General features: G+C 71.6%; 15 protein-coding genes. 14 read left to right on the top strand and 1 reads right to left on the bottom strand.

Annotated features, from left to right (window positions below):
• Nucleotides 1–260: 260 nt before the first annotated feature.
• The 5 genes from IE207_RS26725 (at nucleotide 261) to ftsH (ending at nucleotide 8,226) form a co-directional block, all read left to right on the top strand.
• Nucleotides 261–1,607: an ammonium transporter gene (locus tag IE207_RS26725; protein WP_190186871.1), complete on the top strand. Its 1,347-nt coding sequence runs from the start codon at nucleotides 261–263 to the stop codon at nucleotides 1,605–1,607.
• Nucleotides 1,604–1,942 (top strand): P-II family nitrogen regulator, encoded by a 339-nt coding sequence (locus tag IE207_RS26720; protein ID WP_190186870.1) that lies wholly within the window; start codon nucleotides 1,604–1,606, stop codon nucleotides 1,940–1,942. The genes IE207_RS26725 and IE207_RS26720 overlap by 4 nt, the downstream gene beginning before the upstream one ends.
• 17 nt (nucleotides 1,943–1,959) lie before the next feature.
• Complete coding sequence (locus IE207_RS26715; RefSeq protein WP_190186869.1) at nucleotides 1,960–4,398, top strand: [protein-PII] uridylyltransferase; 2,439 nt, start codon at nucleotides 1,960–1,962, stop codon at nucleotides 4,396–4,398.
• Between the two features lie 114 nt (nucleotides 4,399–4,512).
• A complete protein-coding gene (gene ffh / locus IE207_RS26710; protein WP_190186868.1) occupies nucleotides 4,513–6,087 on the top strand; it encodes a signal recognition particle protein in 1,575 nt (524 codons plus the stop codon).
• Nucleotides 6,088–6,300: 213 nt separating this feature from the next.
• Nucleotides 6,301–8,226: an ATP-dependent zinc metalloprotease FtsH gene (ftsH, locus tag IE207_RS26705; protein ID WP_190186867.1), complete on the top strand. Its 1,926-nt coding sequence runs from the start codon at nucleotides 6,301–6,303 to the stop codon at nucleotides 8,224–8,226.
• A gap of 24 nt (nucleotides 8,227–8,250) precedes the next feature.
• Here ftsH and IE207_RS26700 read toward each other — a convergent pair whose 3' ends face one another.
• Nucleotides 8,251–8,928 carry a methyltransferase type 11 gene (locus IE207_RS26700; RefSeq protein WP_373304774.1) on the bottom strand — a complete coding sequence of 226 codons (678 nt, stop codon included), beginning with the start codon at nucleotides 8,926–8,928 and terminating at the stop codon, nucleotides 8,251–8,253.
• A gap of 131 nt (nucleotides 8,929–9,059) precedes the next feature.
• On the opposite strand from IE207_RS26700, the gene proS reads away from it, so the two are divergent.
• The 9 genes from proS (at nucleotide 9,060) to lepB (IE207_RS26655) (ending at nucleotide 15,810) form a co-directional block, all read left to right on the top strand.
• Nucleotides 9,060–10,472, top strand: a complete 1,413-nt coding sequence (gene proS / locus IE207_RS26695) for a proline--tRNA ligase (RefSeq protein ID WP_190186865.1) — start codon at nucleotides 9,060–9,062, stop codon at nucleotides 10,470–10,472.
• 223 nt (nucleotides 10,473–10,695) lie between these two features.
• Nucleotides 10,696–11,295, top strand: coding sequence for a hypothetical protein (locus IE207_RS26690; RefSeq protein WP_190186864.1), 600 nt, complete (start codon nucleotides 10,696–10,698; stop codon nucleotides 11,293–11,295).
• A gap of 248 nt (nucleotides 11,296–11,543) precedes the next feature.
• On the top strand, nucleotides 11,544–11,984 hold the full coding sequence (rpsP, locus tag IE207_RS26685; RefSeq protein WP_136213353.1) for a 30S ribosomal protein S16: 441 nt from the start codon (nucleotides 11,544–11,546) through the stop codon (nucleotides 11,982–11,984).
• Between the two features lie 2 nt (nucleotides 11,985–11,986).
• Entirely contained in the window at nucleotides 11,987–12,226 is a 240-nt protein-coding gene (locus IE207_RS26680; RefSeq protein WP_030011889.1) for an RNA-binding protein, read from the top strand.
• An 80-nt stretch (nucleotides 12,227–12,306) separates the two neighbouring features.
• Nucleotides 12,307–12,873: a ribosome maturation factor RimM gene (rimM, locus tag IE207_RS26675; RefSeq protein WP_190186863.1), complete on the top strand. Its 567-nt coding sequence runs from the start codon at nucleotides 12,307–12,309 to the stop codon at nucleotides 12,871–12,873.
• Nucleotides 12,873–13,694: a tRNA (guanosine(37)-N1)-methyltransferase TrmD gene (trmD, locus tag IE207_RS26670; RefSeq protein WP_190186862.1), complete on the top strand. Its 822-nt coding sequence runs from the start codon at nucleotides 12,873–12,875 to the stop codon at nucleotides 13,692–13,694. Before rimM ends, trmD begins: the two co-directional genes overlap by 1 nt.
• A 133-nt stretch (nucleotides 13,695–13,827) precedes the next feature.
• Entirely contained in the window at nucleotides 13,828–14,178 is a 351-nt protein-coding gene (rplS, locus tag IE207_RS26665) for a 50S ribosomal protein L19 (protein WP_136213356.1), read from the top strand.
• 44 nt (nucleotides 14,179–14,222) lie between these two features.
• Nucleotides 14,223–14,945 carry a signal peptidase I gene (gene lepB / locus IE207_RS26660; protein ID WP_190186861.1) on the top strand — a complete coding sequence of 241 codons (723 nt, stop codon included), beginning with the start codon at nucleotides 14,223–14,225 and terminating at the stop codon, nucleotides 14,943–14,945.
• A complete protein-coding gene (lepB, locus tag IE207_RS26655) occupies nucleotides 14,938–15,810 on the top strand; it encodes a signal peptidase I (protein WP_190186860.1) in 873 nt (290 codons plus the stop codon). Before lepB (IE207_RS26660) ends, lepB (IE207_RS26655) begins: the two co-directional genes overlap by 8 nt.
• Nucleotides 15,811–15,870: the final 60 nt, after the last annotated feature.

Genomic DNA, 15,870 nt, shown 5'->3' with positions numbered 1-15,870 from the left:
CCCTACCAGGCTCCCCCAGCCAGGCCACCCGGGTCCCCGCCGCGGCCGGCTCCTTTTTCGTGTTCATCGGGCTGTAACAGCCCGGACGCCTTCGTCATCGGCGTGAAACATCGAGCGGCGGCGCCGGAAACCGGGCTGCGGGAATCTCAGGGGCAATAACCGGCCAGCCTCTAGGCCCGCACCAGCAGGGCTTATGCCGAGCGCCGCTTAGGTAGCCACGATCGCCCGCACGCGAACGTACCGACGACGAGGAGACGCCGATGGCATCAGCCATCACGACCCTCGCGGCAGACGCCCCGGCCCTGTCTGCCGCGAACACCGGGTTCATGCTCATCTGCTCCGCCCTGGTCATGCTGATGACCCCGGGACTCGCCTTCTTCTACGGAGGCATGGTCCGCGTCAAGAGCAGCCTCAACATGCTCATGATGAGCTTCATCAGCCTCGGGATCGTCACGATCCTGTGGGTCCTCTACGGATTCAGCCTCACCTTCGGGACCGACGCGGGCTCGCTCATCGGCTGGAACTCCGACTACGTCGGACTCAGCGGCATCGGCATCACCGAGCTCTGGGACGGCTACACCATCCCGGTCTACGTCTTCGCCGTCTTCCAGCTGATGTTCGCCGTCATCACCCCGGCCCTGATCAGCGGCGCCCTCGCCGACCGCGTCAAGTTCAGCGCCTGGGCCCTGTTCACCGCCCTGTGGGTGAGCCTCGTCTACTTCCCCGTCGCCCACTGGGTCTGGGGCACCGGCGGCTGGCTCTTCAAGCTCGGCGTCATCGACTTCGCGGGCGGCACCGCCGTCCACATCAACGCCGGCGCCGCCGCCCTCGGCGTGATCCTCGTCATCGGCAAGCGCGTCGGCTTCAAGAAGGACCTGATGCGCCCGCACAGCCTCCCGCTGGTCATGCTGGGCGCCGGTCTGCTCTGGTTCGGCTGGTTCGGCTTCAACGCCGGCTCCTGGCTCGGCAACGACGACGGCGTCGGCGCCGTCATGTTCGTCAACACCCAGGTCGCCACCGCCGCCGCCATGCTCGCCTGGCTCGGCTACGAGAAGCTGCGCCACGGCTCCTTCACCACCCTCGGCGCCGCGTCCGGCGCGGTCGCCGGCCTCGTCGCGATCACGCCCTCCGGCGGCTCCTGCTCCCCGCTCGGCGCGATCGCCATCGGCGCCATCGCCGGCGTCGTCTGCGCCATGGCCGTCGGCCTGAAGTACAGGTTCAACTTCGACGACTCGCTCGACGTGGTCGGCGTCCACCTCGTCGGCGGGATCATCGGCTCCCTCCTCGTCGGCCTCTTCGCCACCGGCGGCGTCCAGTCCGACGCCAAGGGCCTCTTCTACGGCGGCGGCCTGGACCAGCTCGGCAAGCAGGCTGTCGGCGTCTTCGCCGTCCTCGCCTACTCTCTCCTCGCATCCGCACTGCTCGCCTTCCTGCTCGACAAGACGATCGGGATGCGGGTCAGCCAGGACGACGAGGTCTCGGGCATCGACCAGGTCGAGCACGCCGAGACCGCCTACGACTTCAGCGGGGCAGGCGGCGGCGCCTCCTCCCGGAGCACCGCCGTACCCGCCCACGCCGCCGCCGCGACCAAGAAGGTTGACGCATGAAGCTGATCACCGCGATCGTCAAGCCGCACCGGCTCGACGAGATCAAGGACGCCCTCCAGCGGTTCGGGGTCCAGGGACTCACGGTCTCCGAGGCCAGCGGCTACGGCCGCCAGCGCGGCCACACCGAGGTCTACCGGGGCGCCGAGTACACGGTGGACCTCGTACCGAAGATCCGCATCGAGGTGGTCGTCGAGGACGACGCGGCCGACGACGTGATGAACGTGCTGGTCACCGCGGCCCACACCGGCAAGATCGGTGACGGCAAGGTGTGGAGCGTGCCGGTGGACTCGGTCATCAGGGTCCGCACCGGCGAGCGCGGCGCGGACGCGCTGTAGGCGACGGGAGCCCCCGGGTGACGAGTGTGGAGAACACGACCGCCGAACCGTCCGGCCAGGACGGGGACGGCTCGGGACCCGGCGGCTACGCCGAGGCCCGGCTGCGGCTCCTCCAGGAGGAGTCGCGGTCCGGGCCTTCCCGGCGTTCCGCCCTGGCCCTGCTGACCGACCAGTGGCTCGGCGCCCTGTTCACGAGGGCCGTACGGGAGACCGGCGTCCGCGGGGCGGCCCTGGTCGCGGTCGGCGGCTACGGCCGCGCCGAACTCTCCCCCCGCAGCGATCTCGACCTGCTGCTCCTGCACGACGGCAAGGCCGACACCAGGGCACTGGCCGCGCTCGCCGACCGCCTCTGGTACCCCGTCTGGGACCTCGGCATGGCCCTGGACCACTCGGTGCGCACCCCCGGCGAGGCCCGCAAGACCGCCGCCGAGGACCTCAAGGTGCAGCTCGGGCTGCTCGACGCCCGGCCCGTGGCCGGCGACGCGGGGCTCCTCGCCGGGCTGCGCACCTCCGTCCTCGCAGACTGGCGCAACCAGGCCGGGAAACGGCTCCCGCAGCTGCACGCCCTGTGCCGCGAGCGCGCCGAGAAGGCCGGGGAGCTGCGGTTCCTGCTGGAGCCCGACCTCAAGGAGGCGCGCGGCGGGCTCCGCGACGCCGCCGCGCTGCGTGCCGTGGCCGCGTCGTGGCTGGCCGACGCCCCGAGGGAGGGGCTGGCCGAGGCCCGCCGACGGCTCCTCGACGCCCGCGACGCCCTGCACCTGGTGACGGGCCGGGCCACCGACCGGCTCTCCCTCCAGGACCAGGACCAGGTCGCCGCCCGGCTCGGACTGCTCGACGCGGACGCACTGCTGCGCGAGGTGTACGAGGCCGCGCGGGTCATCTCCTACGCCGGGGACGTCACCTGGCGGGAGGTCGGGCGGGTACTGCGCTCCCGCGCGGCCCGGCCGAGGCTGCGCGGCCTGCTGCTGGGCACGCGCGGGCCCGCCGTGGAGCGCGCGCCGCTCGCCGAGGGCGTCGTCGAGTCCGACGGCGAGGCCGTCCTGGCCCTCGCCGCCCGGCCCGACCGGGACCCGGTCCTCGCGCTGCGCTTCGGGGCGGCCGCCGCGCAGGCGGGCCTGCCGGTCTCACTGCACTCCGTACGCCGCCTCGCGGCCCAGGGCAAGCCGCTGCCCGTGCCCTGGCCCGCGGAGGCCCGGGAGCAGCTGGTCACGCTGCTCGGGGCGGGCGAGCCGACGGTCGGGGTGTGGGAGGCACTCGAAGCCGAGGGGCTGATCACCCGGCTGCTGCCCGACTGGGAGCGGGTGCGGTGCCGGCCGCAGCGCAACCCCGTGCACACCTGGACGGTGGACCGGCACCTGGTGGAGACGGCGGTCCGGGCCGCCGCCCTCACCCGCCGCGTCAGCCGCCCGGACCTGCTCCTGATGGCCGCCCTGCTCCACGACATCGGCAAGGGCTGGCCCGGCGACCACTCCCTGGCCGGGGAGACCATCGCCCGCGACATGGCCGCCCGGGTCGGCTTCGACGCCGAGGACGTGGCGGTGCTGGGCGTCCTCGTACGCCACCACCTGCTGCTCATCGACACCGCCACCCGGCGAGACCTGGACGACCCCGCCACCGTGCGCTCCGTCGCCGAGGCCGTGGGCTCGGCGGGCACCCTGGAACTCCTGCACGCGCTGACCGAGGCCGACGCCCTGGCCACCGGCCCCGCGGCCTGGAGCGCGTGGCGGGGCTCCCTCGTGGCTGACCTGGTGTCCCGGGTCGGGGCGGTCCTCAAGGGCGCGGCCGCCGCCACCACCGAGCTCGGCATCCCGGTCACCGAACAGGAACGCCTGGCGGTGGAGGCGCTGCGCACCGGGGAGCCGGTGCTGGCCCTGGAGACGCGCCACGAGGAGGACGCGGTCGGGGTCGACCTGGTGGTGGCCGTGCCCGACCAGCCCGGGGTGCTGCCCGCGCTGGCCGGGGTACTGGCGCTGCACCGGCTCACCGTCCGGGCCGCCGACCTGCGGTCGCTGGAGCTGCCGGAGCGGCTGGGGGAGGTACTGGTGTTCCGCTGGCGGGTGGCCGCCGAGTACGGGGCCCTGCCCGAGGCAGCCCGGCTGCGCACGGACCTGGTCCGGGCGCTGGACGGCTCGCTGGACGTCCCGGCGAAGCTGGCCGACCGCGAGGCCGCGTACCCGCGCCGGCGCGGGGTGGTCCCGCCGCCGCCCCGGGTGGCGGTGGTGGACGTGTCCTCGCTGGCCACCGTCCTGGAGGTGCGGGCCCCCGACGCCGTGGGACTGCTCCACCGGATCGGCAGGGCGCTGGACGCGGGCGGCGTCCGGGTCCGCAGCGCGCACGTCTCCACGCTCGGGGCGAACGCGGTGGACACCCTGTACGTCACCGACCCGGACGGCAAACCCCTGCCTCCCCGGGCCGCCGCCGCGCTCGCGGCGTCGGTCGAGGCAGCCCTGCGCTGAGCGCGCCCGGCGGTGGGCCCCGGACCGCAGACGGACCGCCGGGCCCACCACCGGGAAAGGGCCGATACCCTGGGGGACGACCACACGCCCCCGACCCGAGGAATCGCGACCACCGTGTTCGATACGCTTTCCGACCGCCTCAGCGCGACCTTCAAGTCCCTCCGGGGCAAAGGCCGCCTCTCCGAGCAGGACATCGACGCTGCGGCGCGGGAAATCCGTATCGCCCTCCTCGAGGCCGACGTCGCGCTTCCCGTCGTCCGTTCCTTCATCGCGAACGTCAAGGAACGCGCCCGCGGCGAAGAGGTCAGCAAGGCCCTCAACCCCGGCCAGCAGGTCCTCAAGATCGTCAACGACGAGCTCGTCTCGATCCTCGGCGGCGAGACCCGGCGGCTGCGCTTCGCCAAGACCGCGCCCACCGTGATCATGCTCGCCGGCCTCCAGGGTGCCGGTAAGACCACCCTCGCCGGAAAGCTCGGCCTCTGGCTCAAGGGACAGGGCCACGCCCCGCTGCTCGTCGCCTGCGACCTCCAGCGCCCCAACGCCGTCAACCAGCTCAGCGTCGTCGCCGAGCGCGCCGGTGTGGCCGTCTACGCGCCGCAGCCCGGCAACGGCGTGGGCGACCCGGTCCAGGTCGCCAAGGACTCCATCGAGTACGCCCGTACCAAGCAGTTCGACATCGTCATCGTCGACACCGCCGGCCGTCTCGGCATCGACCAGGAGCTGATGCAGCAGGCCGCGGACATCCGCGACGCCGTCAGCCCCGACGAGATCCTCTTCGTCGTCGACGCCATGATCGGCCAGGACGCGGTCAACACCGCCGAGGCCTTCCGCGACGGCGTCGGCTTCGACGGCGTCGTGCTCTCCAAGCTCGACGGCGACGCCCGGGGCGGTGCCGCGCTCTCCATCGCGCACGTCACCGGCAAGCAGATCATGTTCGCCTCGAACGGTGAGAAGCTCGACGAGTTCGACGCTTTCCACCCCGACCGCATGGCGGGCCGGATCCTCGACATGGGTGACATGCTCACCCTCATCGAGCAGGCCGAGAAGACCTTCTCGCAGGCCGAGGCCGAGAAGATGGCGGCCAAGCTGGCCAAGGGCCCCAAGGAGTTCACGCTCGACGACTTCCTGGCCCAGATGGAGCAGGTCCGCAAGATGGGCTCCATCTCCAAGCTGCTCGGCATGCTGCCCGGCATGGGGCAGATCAAGGAGCAGATCAACAACATCGACGAGCGCGACGTCGACCGCATGGCCGCCATCATCAAGTCGATGACCCCGGCCGAGCGCCAGGACCCGCACATCATCAACGGCTCCCGCCGCGCCCGTGTCGCCAAGGGTTCCGGCGTCGAGGTCAGCGCCGTCAAGAACCTCGTCGAGCGGTTCTTCGAAGCGCGCAAGATGATGTCCCGCATGGCCCAGGGCGGCGGAATGCCGGGCATGCCGGGCATCCCCGGGATGGGCGGCGGCCCCGGCCGGCAGAAGAAGCAGGTCAAGCAGGCCAAGGGCAAGCGCAAGAGCGGCAACCCGATGAAGCGCAAGGAAGAGGAGGCCGCGGCAGCGGCCCGGCGCGAGCAGGGGCCGCAGGCCACCGAGCCGGCCGCCGGCGGCAACCCGTTCGGGCTGCCCGCGGGCGGGGCCAAGCCCGGCCAGGACTTCGACCTTCCGGACGAGTTCAAGAAGTTCATGAAGTAGAAGCTCATGAAGGAGAGGTTCTCGAAGCAGAAGCTCATGACCTTCACCGAGTGACGGCGGCGCGGTGCGCGAAGCACCGCGCCGGAAGGGCCCTGGCCGGCCCGAGCGGGACCAGCCGGCCGGGGTCCTTCGTCGTTCCGGGAGCGGATTCCCGGGGGCAATGGTCCGGTATCTCCCTTATGGTCGGCCGGGAGGACGGCAGAAGGAGGCCCCGTGCCCAGCCCCACCCCCGCACCGCCCCGCGACCGGGCCGACACCCCCTGGCGTTCCGAGGGCGCGCCGCCCACCCCGCCGCCGAGGAAGAAGATGGCCGGCGGATGGCGCGGGCTGGTCCTCGCCGCCCTGATCGTGTTCCTGATCGCCAACCTGGTGCTGTCGTTCTACAACGAGGGCGACGAGCCGACGATCTCCTACACCGAATTCAGCAGGCAGGTCGCCGACGGCAACGTCTCGAAGATCTACTCCAAGGGCGACGCCATCCAGGGGCAGCTCAAGACCAAGGCGCCGAAACCGGACGGCGGCAAGGGCGACTACACCAAGTTCGTCACCCAGCGCCCCGCCTTCGCCGACGACGACCTGTGGGCCAACCTCACCAAGCACCAGGTCACGGTGACCGCCTCGCCCGTCGTGGTGCAGCGCAGCCTCCTCTCCAACCTCCTCATCTCGCTCGCGCCCATGCTGCTGCTGGTCCTGTTGTGGGTGTTCATCGCCCGCCGGATGGGCTCGGCCATGGGCCCGGGCCTCGGCGGTCTGGGCCGCAAGGCACCACCGAAACCGGTGGAGATGGAGACGGGCGCCAAACGCACCACCTTCGAGGACGTCGCGGGCATCGACGAGGTGGAGGGCGAGCTCAACGACGTCGTCGACTTCCTCAAGAACCCGCAGGCGTACCGCAAGATGGGTGCCCGCATGCCCGGCGGAGTCCTCCTCGCCGGCCTGCCCGGCACCGGCAAGACCCTGCTCGCCCGCGCCGTCGCCGGAGAGGCCGGAGTGCCCTTCTTCTCCGCCTCCGCCTCAGAGTTCATCGAGATGATCGTCGGCGTCGGCGCGTCACGGGTCCGTGAACTGTTCACCGAGGCGCGCAAGGTCGCCCCCGCGATCATCTTCATCGACGAGATCGACACCATCGGGCGCGTGCGCGGCGCCGGCGGCGGCCTCGGCGGCCACGACGAACGCGAGCAGACCCTGAACCAGATCCTCACCGAGATGGACGGCTTCTCCGGCTCGGAGGGCGTCGTCGTCCTCGCCGCCACCAACCGCGCGGACGTCCTCGACCCGGCGCTGACCCGGCCGGGCCGCTTCGACCGCCTGGTGCAAGTCTCCCCGCCCGACCGGCACGGCCGCGAGGCGATCCTGCGCATCCACACCCGCGAGATCCCGCTCGCCGACGGCGTGGACCTGGGCCGGGTCGCGAGCACCACACCCGGCATGACGGGTGCCGAACTGGCCAACCTCGCCAACGAGGCCGCCCTGCTGGCCGTCAAGCGCAAGCAGACGCAGGTCACCCAGGCCGATCTGTCCGAGGCCCTGGAGAAGGTGCAGCTCGGCGCGGAACGCCCCCTGGTCATGCCGCCGGAGGAGCGGCGCCGCACTGCCTACCACGAGAGCGGCCACGCCCTGCTCGGCATGCTCCAGCCCGGCGCCGACCCCGTCCGCAAGATCACCATCGTCCCGCGCGGGCGCGCCCTGGGCGTCACCCTCTCCACCCCGGACGCCGACCGGTACGCCTACACGGAGCAGTACCTGCGCGGACGCATCATCGGCGCGCTCGGCGGCATGGCGGCCGAGCACGTCGTCTACGACGTGATCACGACGGGCGCCGAGAACGACCTCGAACAGGTCACCAACCTCGTGCGCGGCATGGTCGGCCGATGGGGCATGAGCGAACGCGTCGGCCGCCTGACGGCGATCCCCTCCGACGGACAGGGCGCCTACGGGCTCTCCGCCGCGCCCGCGACGCTCGACGCCGTCGACGCCGAGATGCGGCGGATCGTCGACGAGTGCTACGTCGAAGCCTGCCGCCTCCTGCGCGAGCACCGCTCGCAGCTCGACGACCTCGCCGAGGCCCTGCTCGTCGCCGAAACCCTGGACGAAGCCGCCGCCTACGCCGCCGCAGGCATCCCGCGCCTGTCGAAGTGACGCCAGGCGCGGGACCTCCCGGTGTCAGCGCACGCGGGCGATCACGTAGCGGAAGATGTTCGGCAGCCACACGGCGCCGTCCGGCCGCTCGTACGGGTGAAGCGCCTCGGTCAGCTCCTTCTCCACCTGCGCCGGGTCGGACGCCGAGTCGTACAGACCCGTCGACAGCAGCCCCCGCACGGCACTGTCCACATCCGCGTAGCCGAACGGGCAGAACACCCGCCCCGAACCGTCCGGGACCAGCCCGGCGCCCGCCACCAGAGCGTCCAGGTCCCGCTGCGACGGCCCGCCGCCCAGCACCGCCGGAACCGTGCACCGCTCCGGCGGACCCCAGCCCGCCAGCACCACCGCCCCGCCCCGGCGGACCGCGGGCAGGGCCCCGGCCAGAGCCCGCGAGCCGGGCGAGAACGCCAGCAGGACGTCGTACGGCCGCGCGGCCGACGGCGGGTCCGCCCGCACCTCCAGCAGCCGTTCACGGGCCAGCGCACGCCGCGCCGCATCCGCCTCCACACCCGTGACGGCGGCCCCGCGCCGCTGCGCCAGCAGGAGGGCCAGCCCGGCCCCGCACCCCAGGCCGAGCAGCCGGGCCCCGGGCCCGACCTCCAGCCGGTCGTAGACCGCCTCGTACAGCGGTACCAGCATCCGTTCCTGGATCTCGGCCCAGTCCCGGGCGACGAGCGTCGTCGTCGGCATCGGTGTCATCGAATGAGCGCTCCTGATTCCATGTCGCCCCCTTGCCCCCGTTGCCAGGGAACTCCCCATCCGCCCTCCCGTCCAGAGGAGTGCGCCACCCGATTCACGCATCGAGCGCCCGGCGCCGTACCATTCGCGCCATGGCAAAGGCACCCGTTCTCACCCCCCAGGCGGAGGATTTCCCCCGCTGGTACCAGGATCTGATCAACAAGGCCGAGCTGGCCGACAACGGTCCGGTACGCGGCACCATGGTCATCCGGCCGTACGGCTACGGGCTGTGGGAGCGGATGCAGCAGGAGATGGACGCGCGCATCAAGGACGCGGGCGCCCAGAACGCGTACTTCCCCCTGTTCATCCCGCAGTCCTACCTGACGAGGGAAGCCGAGCACGTCGAGGGCTTCGCCCCCGAGCTCGCGGTCGTCACGCACGGCGGCGGCAAGGAGCTGGACGAGCCGGTCGTCGTCCGGCCCACCTCCGAGACGATCATCAACGACTACTTCTCCAAGTGGGTCCAGAGCTACCGGGACCTGCCCCTGCTGATCAACCAGTGGGCCAACGTGGTCCGCTGGGAGATGCGCCCGCGCGTGTTCCTCCGTACGAGCGAGTTCCTCTGGCAGGAGGGCCACACCGCCCACGCCACCTACGAGGACGCCCGCGACTACGCGGCCCGCATCCACACGGACGTGTACGGCGACTTCATGACGAACGTGCTCGGCATCGACGTCGTGCTCGGCCGCAAGACGGCCAAGGAGCGCTTCGCCGGCGCCATCAACACCCTCACGCTGGAGGGGATGATGGGCGACGGCAAGGCCCTCCAGCTGGGCACGAGCCACGAGCTGGGCACCAACTTCGCCAAGGCCTTCAACACCCAGTACCTGTCGAAGGAAGGCAAGCAGGAGCTCGTCTGGCAGACCTCGTGGGGCGTCTCGACCCGCATGGTCGGCGGGCTGATCATGTCCCACGGCGACGACAACGGCCTGCGGGTGCCGCCGCGCCTCGCGCACGTCCAGGTCGTCGTCATGGCGATCAAGGGCGACGAGGCCGTGGCCAAGGTCCGCGAGCTCGGGGCCCAGCTCAAGGCCGCCGGGATCCGGGTCCAGGTCGACGACCGCGTGGACACGCCCTTCGGACGCCGCGCCGTGGACTGGGAGCTCAAGGGCGTGCCGGTGCGCGTCGAGATCGGCCCGCGCGACCTGGAGAACGGCACCGCGATGCTGGCCCGCCGGATCCCCGGCGGCAAGGAGGCCGTGCAGATCTCGGCGCTGGCCGACCTGCTGCCCAAGGTGCTGGAGGAGGACCAGGCGCAGCTGCTGCGCGAGTCCCGCGAGCGCCGCGAGGCCCGCACTTCCGACGTCGCCACGATCGAGGAGGCCGCCGAGGCCGCCGTCGCCGGCGGTTGGGCGCGCATCCCGTGGGCGGACCTGGGTCCCGAGGGCGAGGCGAAGCTGGCCGAGCAGGCCGTCTCCGTGCGCTGCCTGATCGCCGAGGACGGCTCGGTCCCGCTGGCGGACGACGCCCCCGGTACCCTCGCCATCGTGGCGCGCTCGTACTGATCGCCCGTCGACCCCAGCCATGCCCCCGGCGTGCGGCTCCGGCCGCGCGCCGGGGGCATGGCCGTCGTAGGCCCTGCGCTGGTCCTCGTTACGTACCGACTCATCCGGGGATATGCGCACACGTCCTCGTCGGGACGCATCAGACTGAACTGACTGGTACGTGCAAAAAATTTGGAATGGCCCGGAATCGGAACACCAGGGCACCCCGGCTCGTTGTCACGACGTGAGCACGACACCACCTGTTCTCGCCGCAGAGCTGGCGCAGGCGTGGGCCGACATTCAGCGGTACCACCCCGAGCTGCCTGACCTTGCCGCGCCCGAGTCCCTGATCGGAGAGTCGTCGTCCGCTTGCGGCGCCGAGCTCTCCTTCGAGCGACTGCTGCACGAGGCAGTCCACGGCATCGCCGCCGCCCGTGGAGTCCGCGACACCTCGCGGGCCGGCCGCTACCACAACCGCAGATTCCTCGCGATCGCCGAAGAGATGGGGCTGGACCACTCCGAAGAGCCGCACGCCAGCAGCGGTTTCTCCCTGGTCTCGCTCAGTCCCGAGGCGAAGAGGCGCTACCGGCCCACGATGGAGCGGCTGCAACGAGCCCTCAAGGCGCATACCGTGGCCACGGCCGCCGACACCAAGCGCAGCTTCCGCGGACCGGCCGCGCGGCACGGCTCCTCGGGTGGCGGCGTACGGGTCAAGGCGGTCTGCGACTGCGGGCGCAACGTACGGGTCGTCCCGTCGGTGCTGGCCCAGGCGCCCATCGTCTGCGGTGGCTGCATGAAGCCCTTCCGCATCCCCGAGGTCGCCGTCTCGGCCGCCGCGTCCTGAACCGCGGGCGCGGCCGCGCGGACGGGGCCCGGCCGGCGGGCGGGTCCCGCGCCCGACCGCGCCCTAGCGGCAGGCACCCCTTACGGCTGAGCGCGCCGCAGGCATGTGGCACAATGGCTAGCTGTACTCGACAGTCGCACAGGACCCCTCTCTCCTCCGGCTGACGCGTCCATCGGGCACCCGAGTACCGCAACCCCACGTGGCATCTCATGTGCCCAACCACGTCAAGTTCAGGAGACACCACTCCAGTGGCAGTCAAGATCAAGCTCAAGCGCCTCGGCAAGATTCGCCAGCCGCACTACCGCATCATCGTCGCCGACGCCCGCACCCGCCGGGACGGTCGCGCGATCGAGGAGATCGGCATCTACCAGCCGACCTACAACCCGTCGCGCATCGAGGTCAACGCCGAGCGTGCGCAGTACTGGCTGTCCGTCGGCGCCCAGCCCACCGAGGCTGTGCTCGCCATCCTCAAGCTGACCGGTGACTGGCAGGCCCACAAGGGTCTCCCCGCCCCCGCGCCGCTGCTCCAGCCGGAGACGAAGGAGAGCAAGCGTCGCTCCTTCGACGAGTTCGCCAAGGCCCTCGAGGGCATCGGCGAGGGCAAGGGCGAGGCCATCACCCAGAAGGCGAAGAAGGCCGACAAGAAGGCGGACGAGGCTGAGGCCGCCGCCGAGTCGACCGAGGCCTGATCATGCTCGAGGAGGCTCTTGAGCACCTCGTGAAGGGCATCGTGGACAACCCCGACGAAGTGCAGGTCGCCTCGCGCAACCTGCGCCGCGGACAGGTGCTCGAGGTCCGGGTCCACCCGGACGACCTCGGGAAGGTGATCGGCCGCAACGGCCGCACCGCGCGTGCGCTGCGTACCGTCGTGGGCGCGATCGGCGGGCGGGGGATCCGCGTCGACCTCGTCGACGTGGACCAGGTCCGCTGAAGAGTTGAACCACCGGCACGGGCCGGGGAGGGCGAATGCGCCCGCCCCGGCCCGTCGTCGTCTGAACAGGAGACAAGACAGTGCAGCTGGTAGTCGCGCGGATCGGCCGCGCCCACGGGATCAAGGGTGAGGTCACCGTCGAGGTGCGGACCGACGAGCCCGAACTGCGGCTCGGACCGGGCGCGGTGCTCCAGACGGAGCCCGCGTCGGCGGGCCCGCTGACCATCGAGACGGGCCGGGTGCACAGCGGGCGGCTGCTGCTGCGCTTCGAGGGCGTCAAGGACCGCACCGGTGCCGAGGCGCTGCGCAACATCCTGCTCATCGCCGAGGTGGACCCCGCGGAGCTTCCCGAGGAGGAGGACGAGTACTACGACCACCAGCTGATGGACCTGGACGTAGTGCTGGCGGACGGTACCGGGATCGGCCGGATCACCGAGATCTCGCACCTGCCCTCGCAGGACCTCTTCATCGTGGAACGGCCCGACGGCAGCGAGGTGATGATCCCCTTCGTGGAGGAGATCGTCGCCGAGATCGACCTGGAGGAGCAGCGCTGCGTGATCACGCCGCCGCCCGGGTTGATCGACGACCGCGCCGAGGTCGTCTCCGGCCGTGACGAAGAGGCCGAGGCCGCCGGGGACGACGCCTGATGCGTCTCGACGTCGTCACGATCTTCCCCGAGTACCTGGAGCCGCTGAACGTCTCCCTCGTCGGCAAGGCGCGGGCGCGCGGCCAGCTCGACGTCCACGTCCACGACCTGCGGGAGTGGACGTACGACCGCCACAACACGGTGGACGACACCCCCTACGGCGGCGGCCCCGGCATGGTCATGAAGACCGAACCGTGGGGCGAGGCCCTGGACGCGGCGCTGGCCGACGGGTACGAGGCCGGCGCCCACGGTCCGGTCCTGGTCGTCCCGACGCCCAGCGGGCGCCCGTTCACCCAGGAACTGGCCGTCGAACTGTCGGAACGCCCGTGGCTGATCTTCACCCCGGCCCGGTACGAGGGCATCGACCGCCGGGTCATGGACGAGTACGCGACGCGGATGCCGGTGTACGAGGTCTCCATCGGTGACTACGTCCTGGCGGGCGGCGAGGCGGCCGTACTGGTCGTCACCGAGGCCGTGGCCCGGCTGCTGCCCGGGGTGCTCGGCAACGCCGAATCGCACCGGGACGACTCCTTCGCTCCCGGTGAGATGGCGAACCTGCTGGAGGGGCCCGTCTACACCAAGCCCCCGCAGTGGCGCGGCCGGGGCATCCCCGACGTCCTGCTGAGCGGGCACCACGGCAAGATCGCCCGATGGCGGCGGGACGAGGCCTTCCGCAGGACGGCACGCAACCGGCCCGACCTGATCGAGCGCTGCGAGGCCTCCGCCTTCGACAAGAAGGACCGCGAGATGCTGAGTCTCCTGGGCTGGAAGCCGACCCCCGACGGCCGATTTTGGCGTAGGCCGCAGACCGTGGAAGAATAGGCGGCTGCTGTGTGCTCGCGTACGCCCCTGCCACAGGGGGACCGTCGTACGCGAGAGGGCACAGCTCCCGAATTCTCTACGGATATCCGCACCGGCGGCCTGTGGCGTCGTGCGAAGAAAGCAGACGAAGAACATGTCTCACCTGCTCGATGGCGTCAACGCCGCCTCGATCCGCTCCGACGTCCCGGCCTTCCGCCCGGGTGACACGATCAACGTGCACGTCCGCGTCATCGAGGGCAACCGCTCCCGTATCCAGCAGTTCAAGGGTGTTGTCATCCGTCGCCAGGGCTCTGGCGTCTCCGAGACCTTCACCGTTCGCAAGGTCTCGTTCAGCGTCGGCGTCGAGCGCACCTTCCCGGTGAACTCCCCGATCTTCGAGAAGATCGAGGTCGTCACCCGCGGTGACGTGCGTCGCGCCAAGCTGTACTTCCTCCGTGAGCTCCGCGGCAAGGCCGCGAAGATCAAGGAGAAGCGCGACCGCTGATCTCCCCTCCGGGTCCAGGGGGCGGCCGGATAGGCTCCCCCACGATGGACACCGAAGCAGAGCTCACCCAGCGCGGCCGCCCTTCCCCCGACGAGGGGGAGGGGCGGCCGCGCCGTGCGTTGGCCCCGCGCGGGCTGACCTGGCGGCGGGCCGGGCTGCTGGGGCTGGCCTGCACGGTCTTCGTGCTGGTGCTCGGCAACTTCGTCGTGCAGCCCTTCCTGATCCCGAGCCGGTCGATGGAGCCGACGCTCCGCGTCGGCGACCGGGTGCTGGTCAACAAGCTGGCGTACCGTTTCGGCGACCAGCCGAAGCGCGGGGACGTGGTCGTCTTCGACGGCACCGGCTCGTTCGTCCCGGAGGGACCGCAGGGCGATCCGATCGGCTCCGCCCTGCATGACGCGGCCTCGGTCCTCGGGCTGGCGGAGCCGTCCGACACCGACTTCGTGAAGCGGGTCGTGGGCGTCGGCGGCGACGACGTGGTCTGCGACGAGAACGGCCGCATGAAGGTGAACGGGGTTCCGGTGGAGGAGCCGTACCTCTATCCGGGCGACACCTCCTCGAAGGTGCCCTTCCGGATCGTCGTGCCCCTTGGGACCCTGTGGGTCATGGGCGATCACCGGTCCCAGTCGAGGGATTCCCGGGACCACCTGGGCGAGCCGGGCGGGGGGATGGTGCCGGTGGACAAGGTGATCGGGCGGGCCGACTGGATCGGCTGGCCCGTGTCGCGCTGGGGCGCGGCGGGGACCGCGGGGGGCGGACATGGGTAGCCGGGGGCGGCCGAGAGGCCGGCGGGGCAGCGAGCGGGACCCCGAGCCGGAGCCGGAGCCCGAGGTCGTCGAGGCGCCGCCGCAGCCGGAGGGCGGCCGGGCCGAGCGGCGCCGGCTGGCGCGCCGGGTCCGCCGGCGCAGACGGACCCGCAGGGCGGGGGAACTGCCCCTGCTGGTGGTGGTCGCGCTGTGCATCGCCCTGCTCCTCAAGACCTTCCTGGTGCAGGCCTTCTTCATCCCGTCGGGCTCCATGGAGCAGACGATCCGGATCGGCGACCGGGTCCTGGTCGACAAGCTCACGCCGTGGTTCGGCTCCAAGGTGGAGCGGGGCGACGTGGTGGTGTTCAAGGACCCGGGCGGCTGGCTCAAGGGAGAGGCGGCCCGGCCGGGCAAGGACCCGGTCGTCGTCAAGCAGATCAAGCAGACCCTGACCTTCATCGGACTGCTGCCCTCGGCGAACGAACAGGACCTGATCAAGCGGGTCATCGGCGTCGGCGGCGACACCGTCACGTGCTGCGACTCCCGGGGGCGGATCACCGTCAACGGAACGCCGCTGGATGAGCCGTACGTGAACCCGGGCAACGCCCCGTCGGAGATCCGGTTCGAAGTGAAGGTGCCGCGGGGCCGGCTCTTCGTGATGGGCGACCACCGGGCCAACTCGGCCGATTCCCGCTACCACCTCGACGAGGGCTTCCAGGGCACGATCGACGAGAACGGAGTGGTGGGACGGGCCGTGGTGATCGCCTGGCCCTACGCCCACTGGCGGCAGCTGGAGCAGCCCGCGACCTTCCGCACGGTGCCCGATCAGGCGCGGCGCGGACGGCGCGGACGCGGTGGACGGCGTCGGGGCACGCCGTTCGCATAGTGTGTCCTCGGTCTCCCGCGCCTTAGGGAACTCCCGCTCGTTAAGGGAGGGGAGGGCCCG

Origin of the sequence: Streptomyces cirratus, assembly GCF_014650775.1 — a bacterium.
Taxonomy (GTDB): Bacteria; Actinomycetota; Actinomycetes; order Streptomycetales; family Streptomycetaceae; genus Streptomyces; species Streptomyces cirratus.
This window is presented reverse-complemented; position numbering and strand designations above follow the sequence as displayed.

Coding starts and splice junctions, on each gene's coding strand:
- IE207_RS26725 (WP_190186871.1), top strand. CDS start 261: ATGGCATCAGCCATCACGACCCTCGCGGCAGACGCCCCGGCCCTGTCT.
- IE207_RS26720 (WP_190186870.1), top strand. CDS start 1,604: ATGAAGCTGATCACCGCGATCGTCAAGCCGCACCGGCTCGACGAGATC.
- IE207_RS26700 (WP_373304774.1), bottom strand. CDS start 8,928: ATGACACCGATGCCGACGACGACGCTCGTCGCCCGGGACTGGGCCGAG.
- proS (WP_190186865.1), top strand. CDS start 9,060: ATGGCAAAGGCACCCGTTCTCACCCCCCAGGCGGAGGATTTCCCCCGC.
- IE207_RS26680 (WP_030011889.1), top strand. CDS start 11,987: ATGCTCGAGGAGGCTCTTGAGCACCTCGTGAAGGGCATCGTGGACAAC.
- trmD (WP_190186862.1), top strand. CDS start 12,873: ATGCGTCTCGACGTCGTCACGATCTTCCCCGAGTACCTGGAGCCGCTG.
- rplS (WP_136213356.1), top strand. CDS start 13,828: ATGTCTCACCTGCTCGATGGCGTCAACGCCGCCTCGATCCGCTCCGAC.
- lepB (WP_190186861.1), top strand. CDS start 14,223: ATGGACACCGAAGCAGAGCTCACCCAGCGCGGCCGCCCTTCCCCCGAC.
- lepB (WP_190186860.1), top strand. CDS start 14,938: ATGGGTAGCCGGGGGCGGCCGAGAGGCCGGCGGGGCAGCGAGCGGGAC.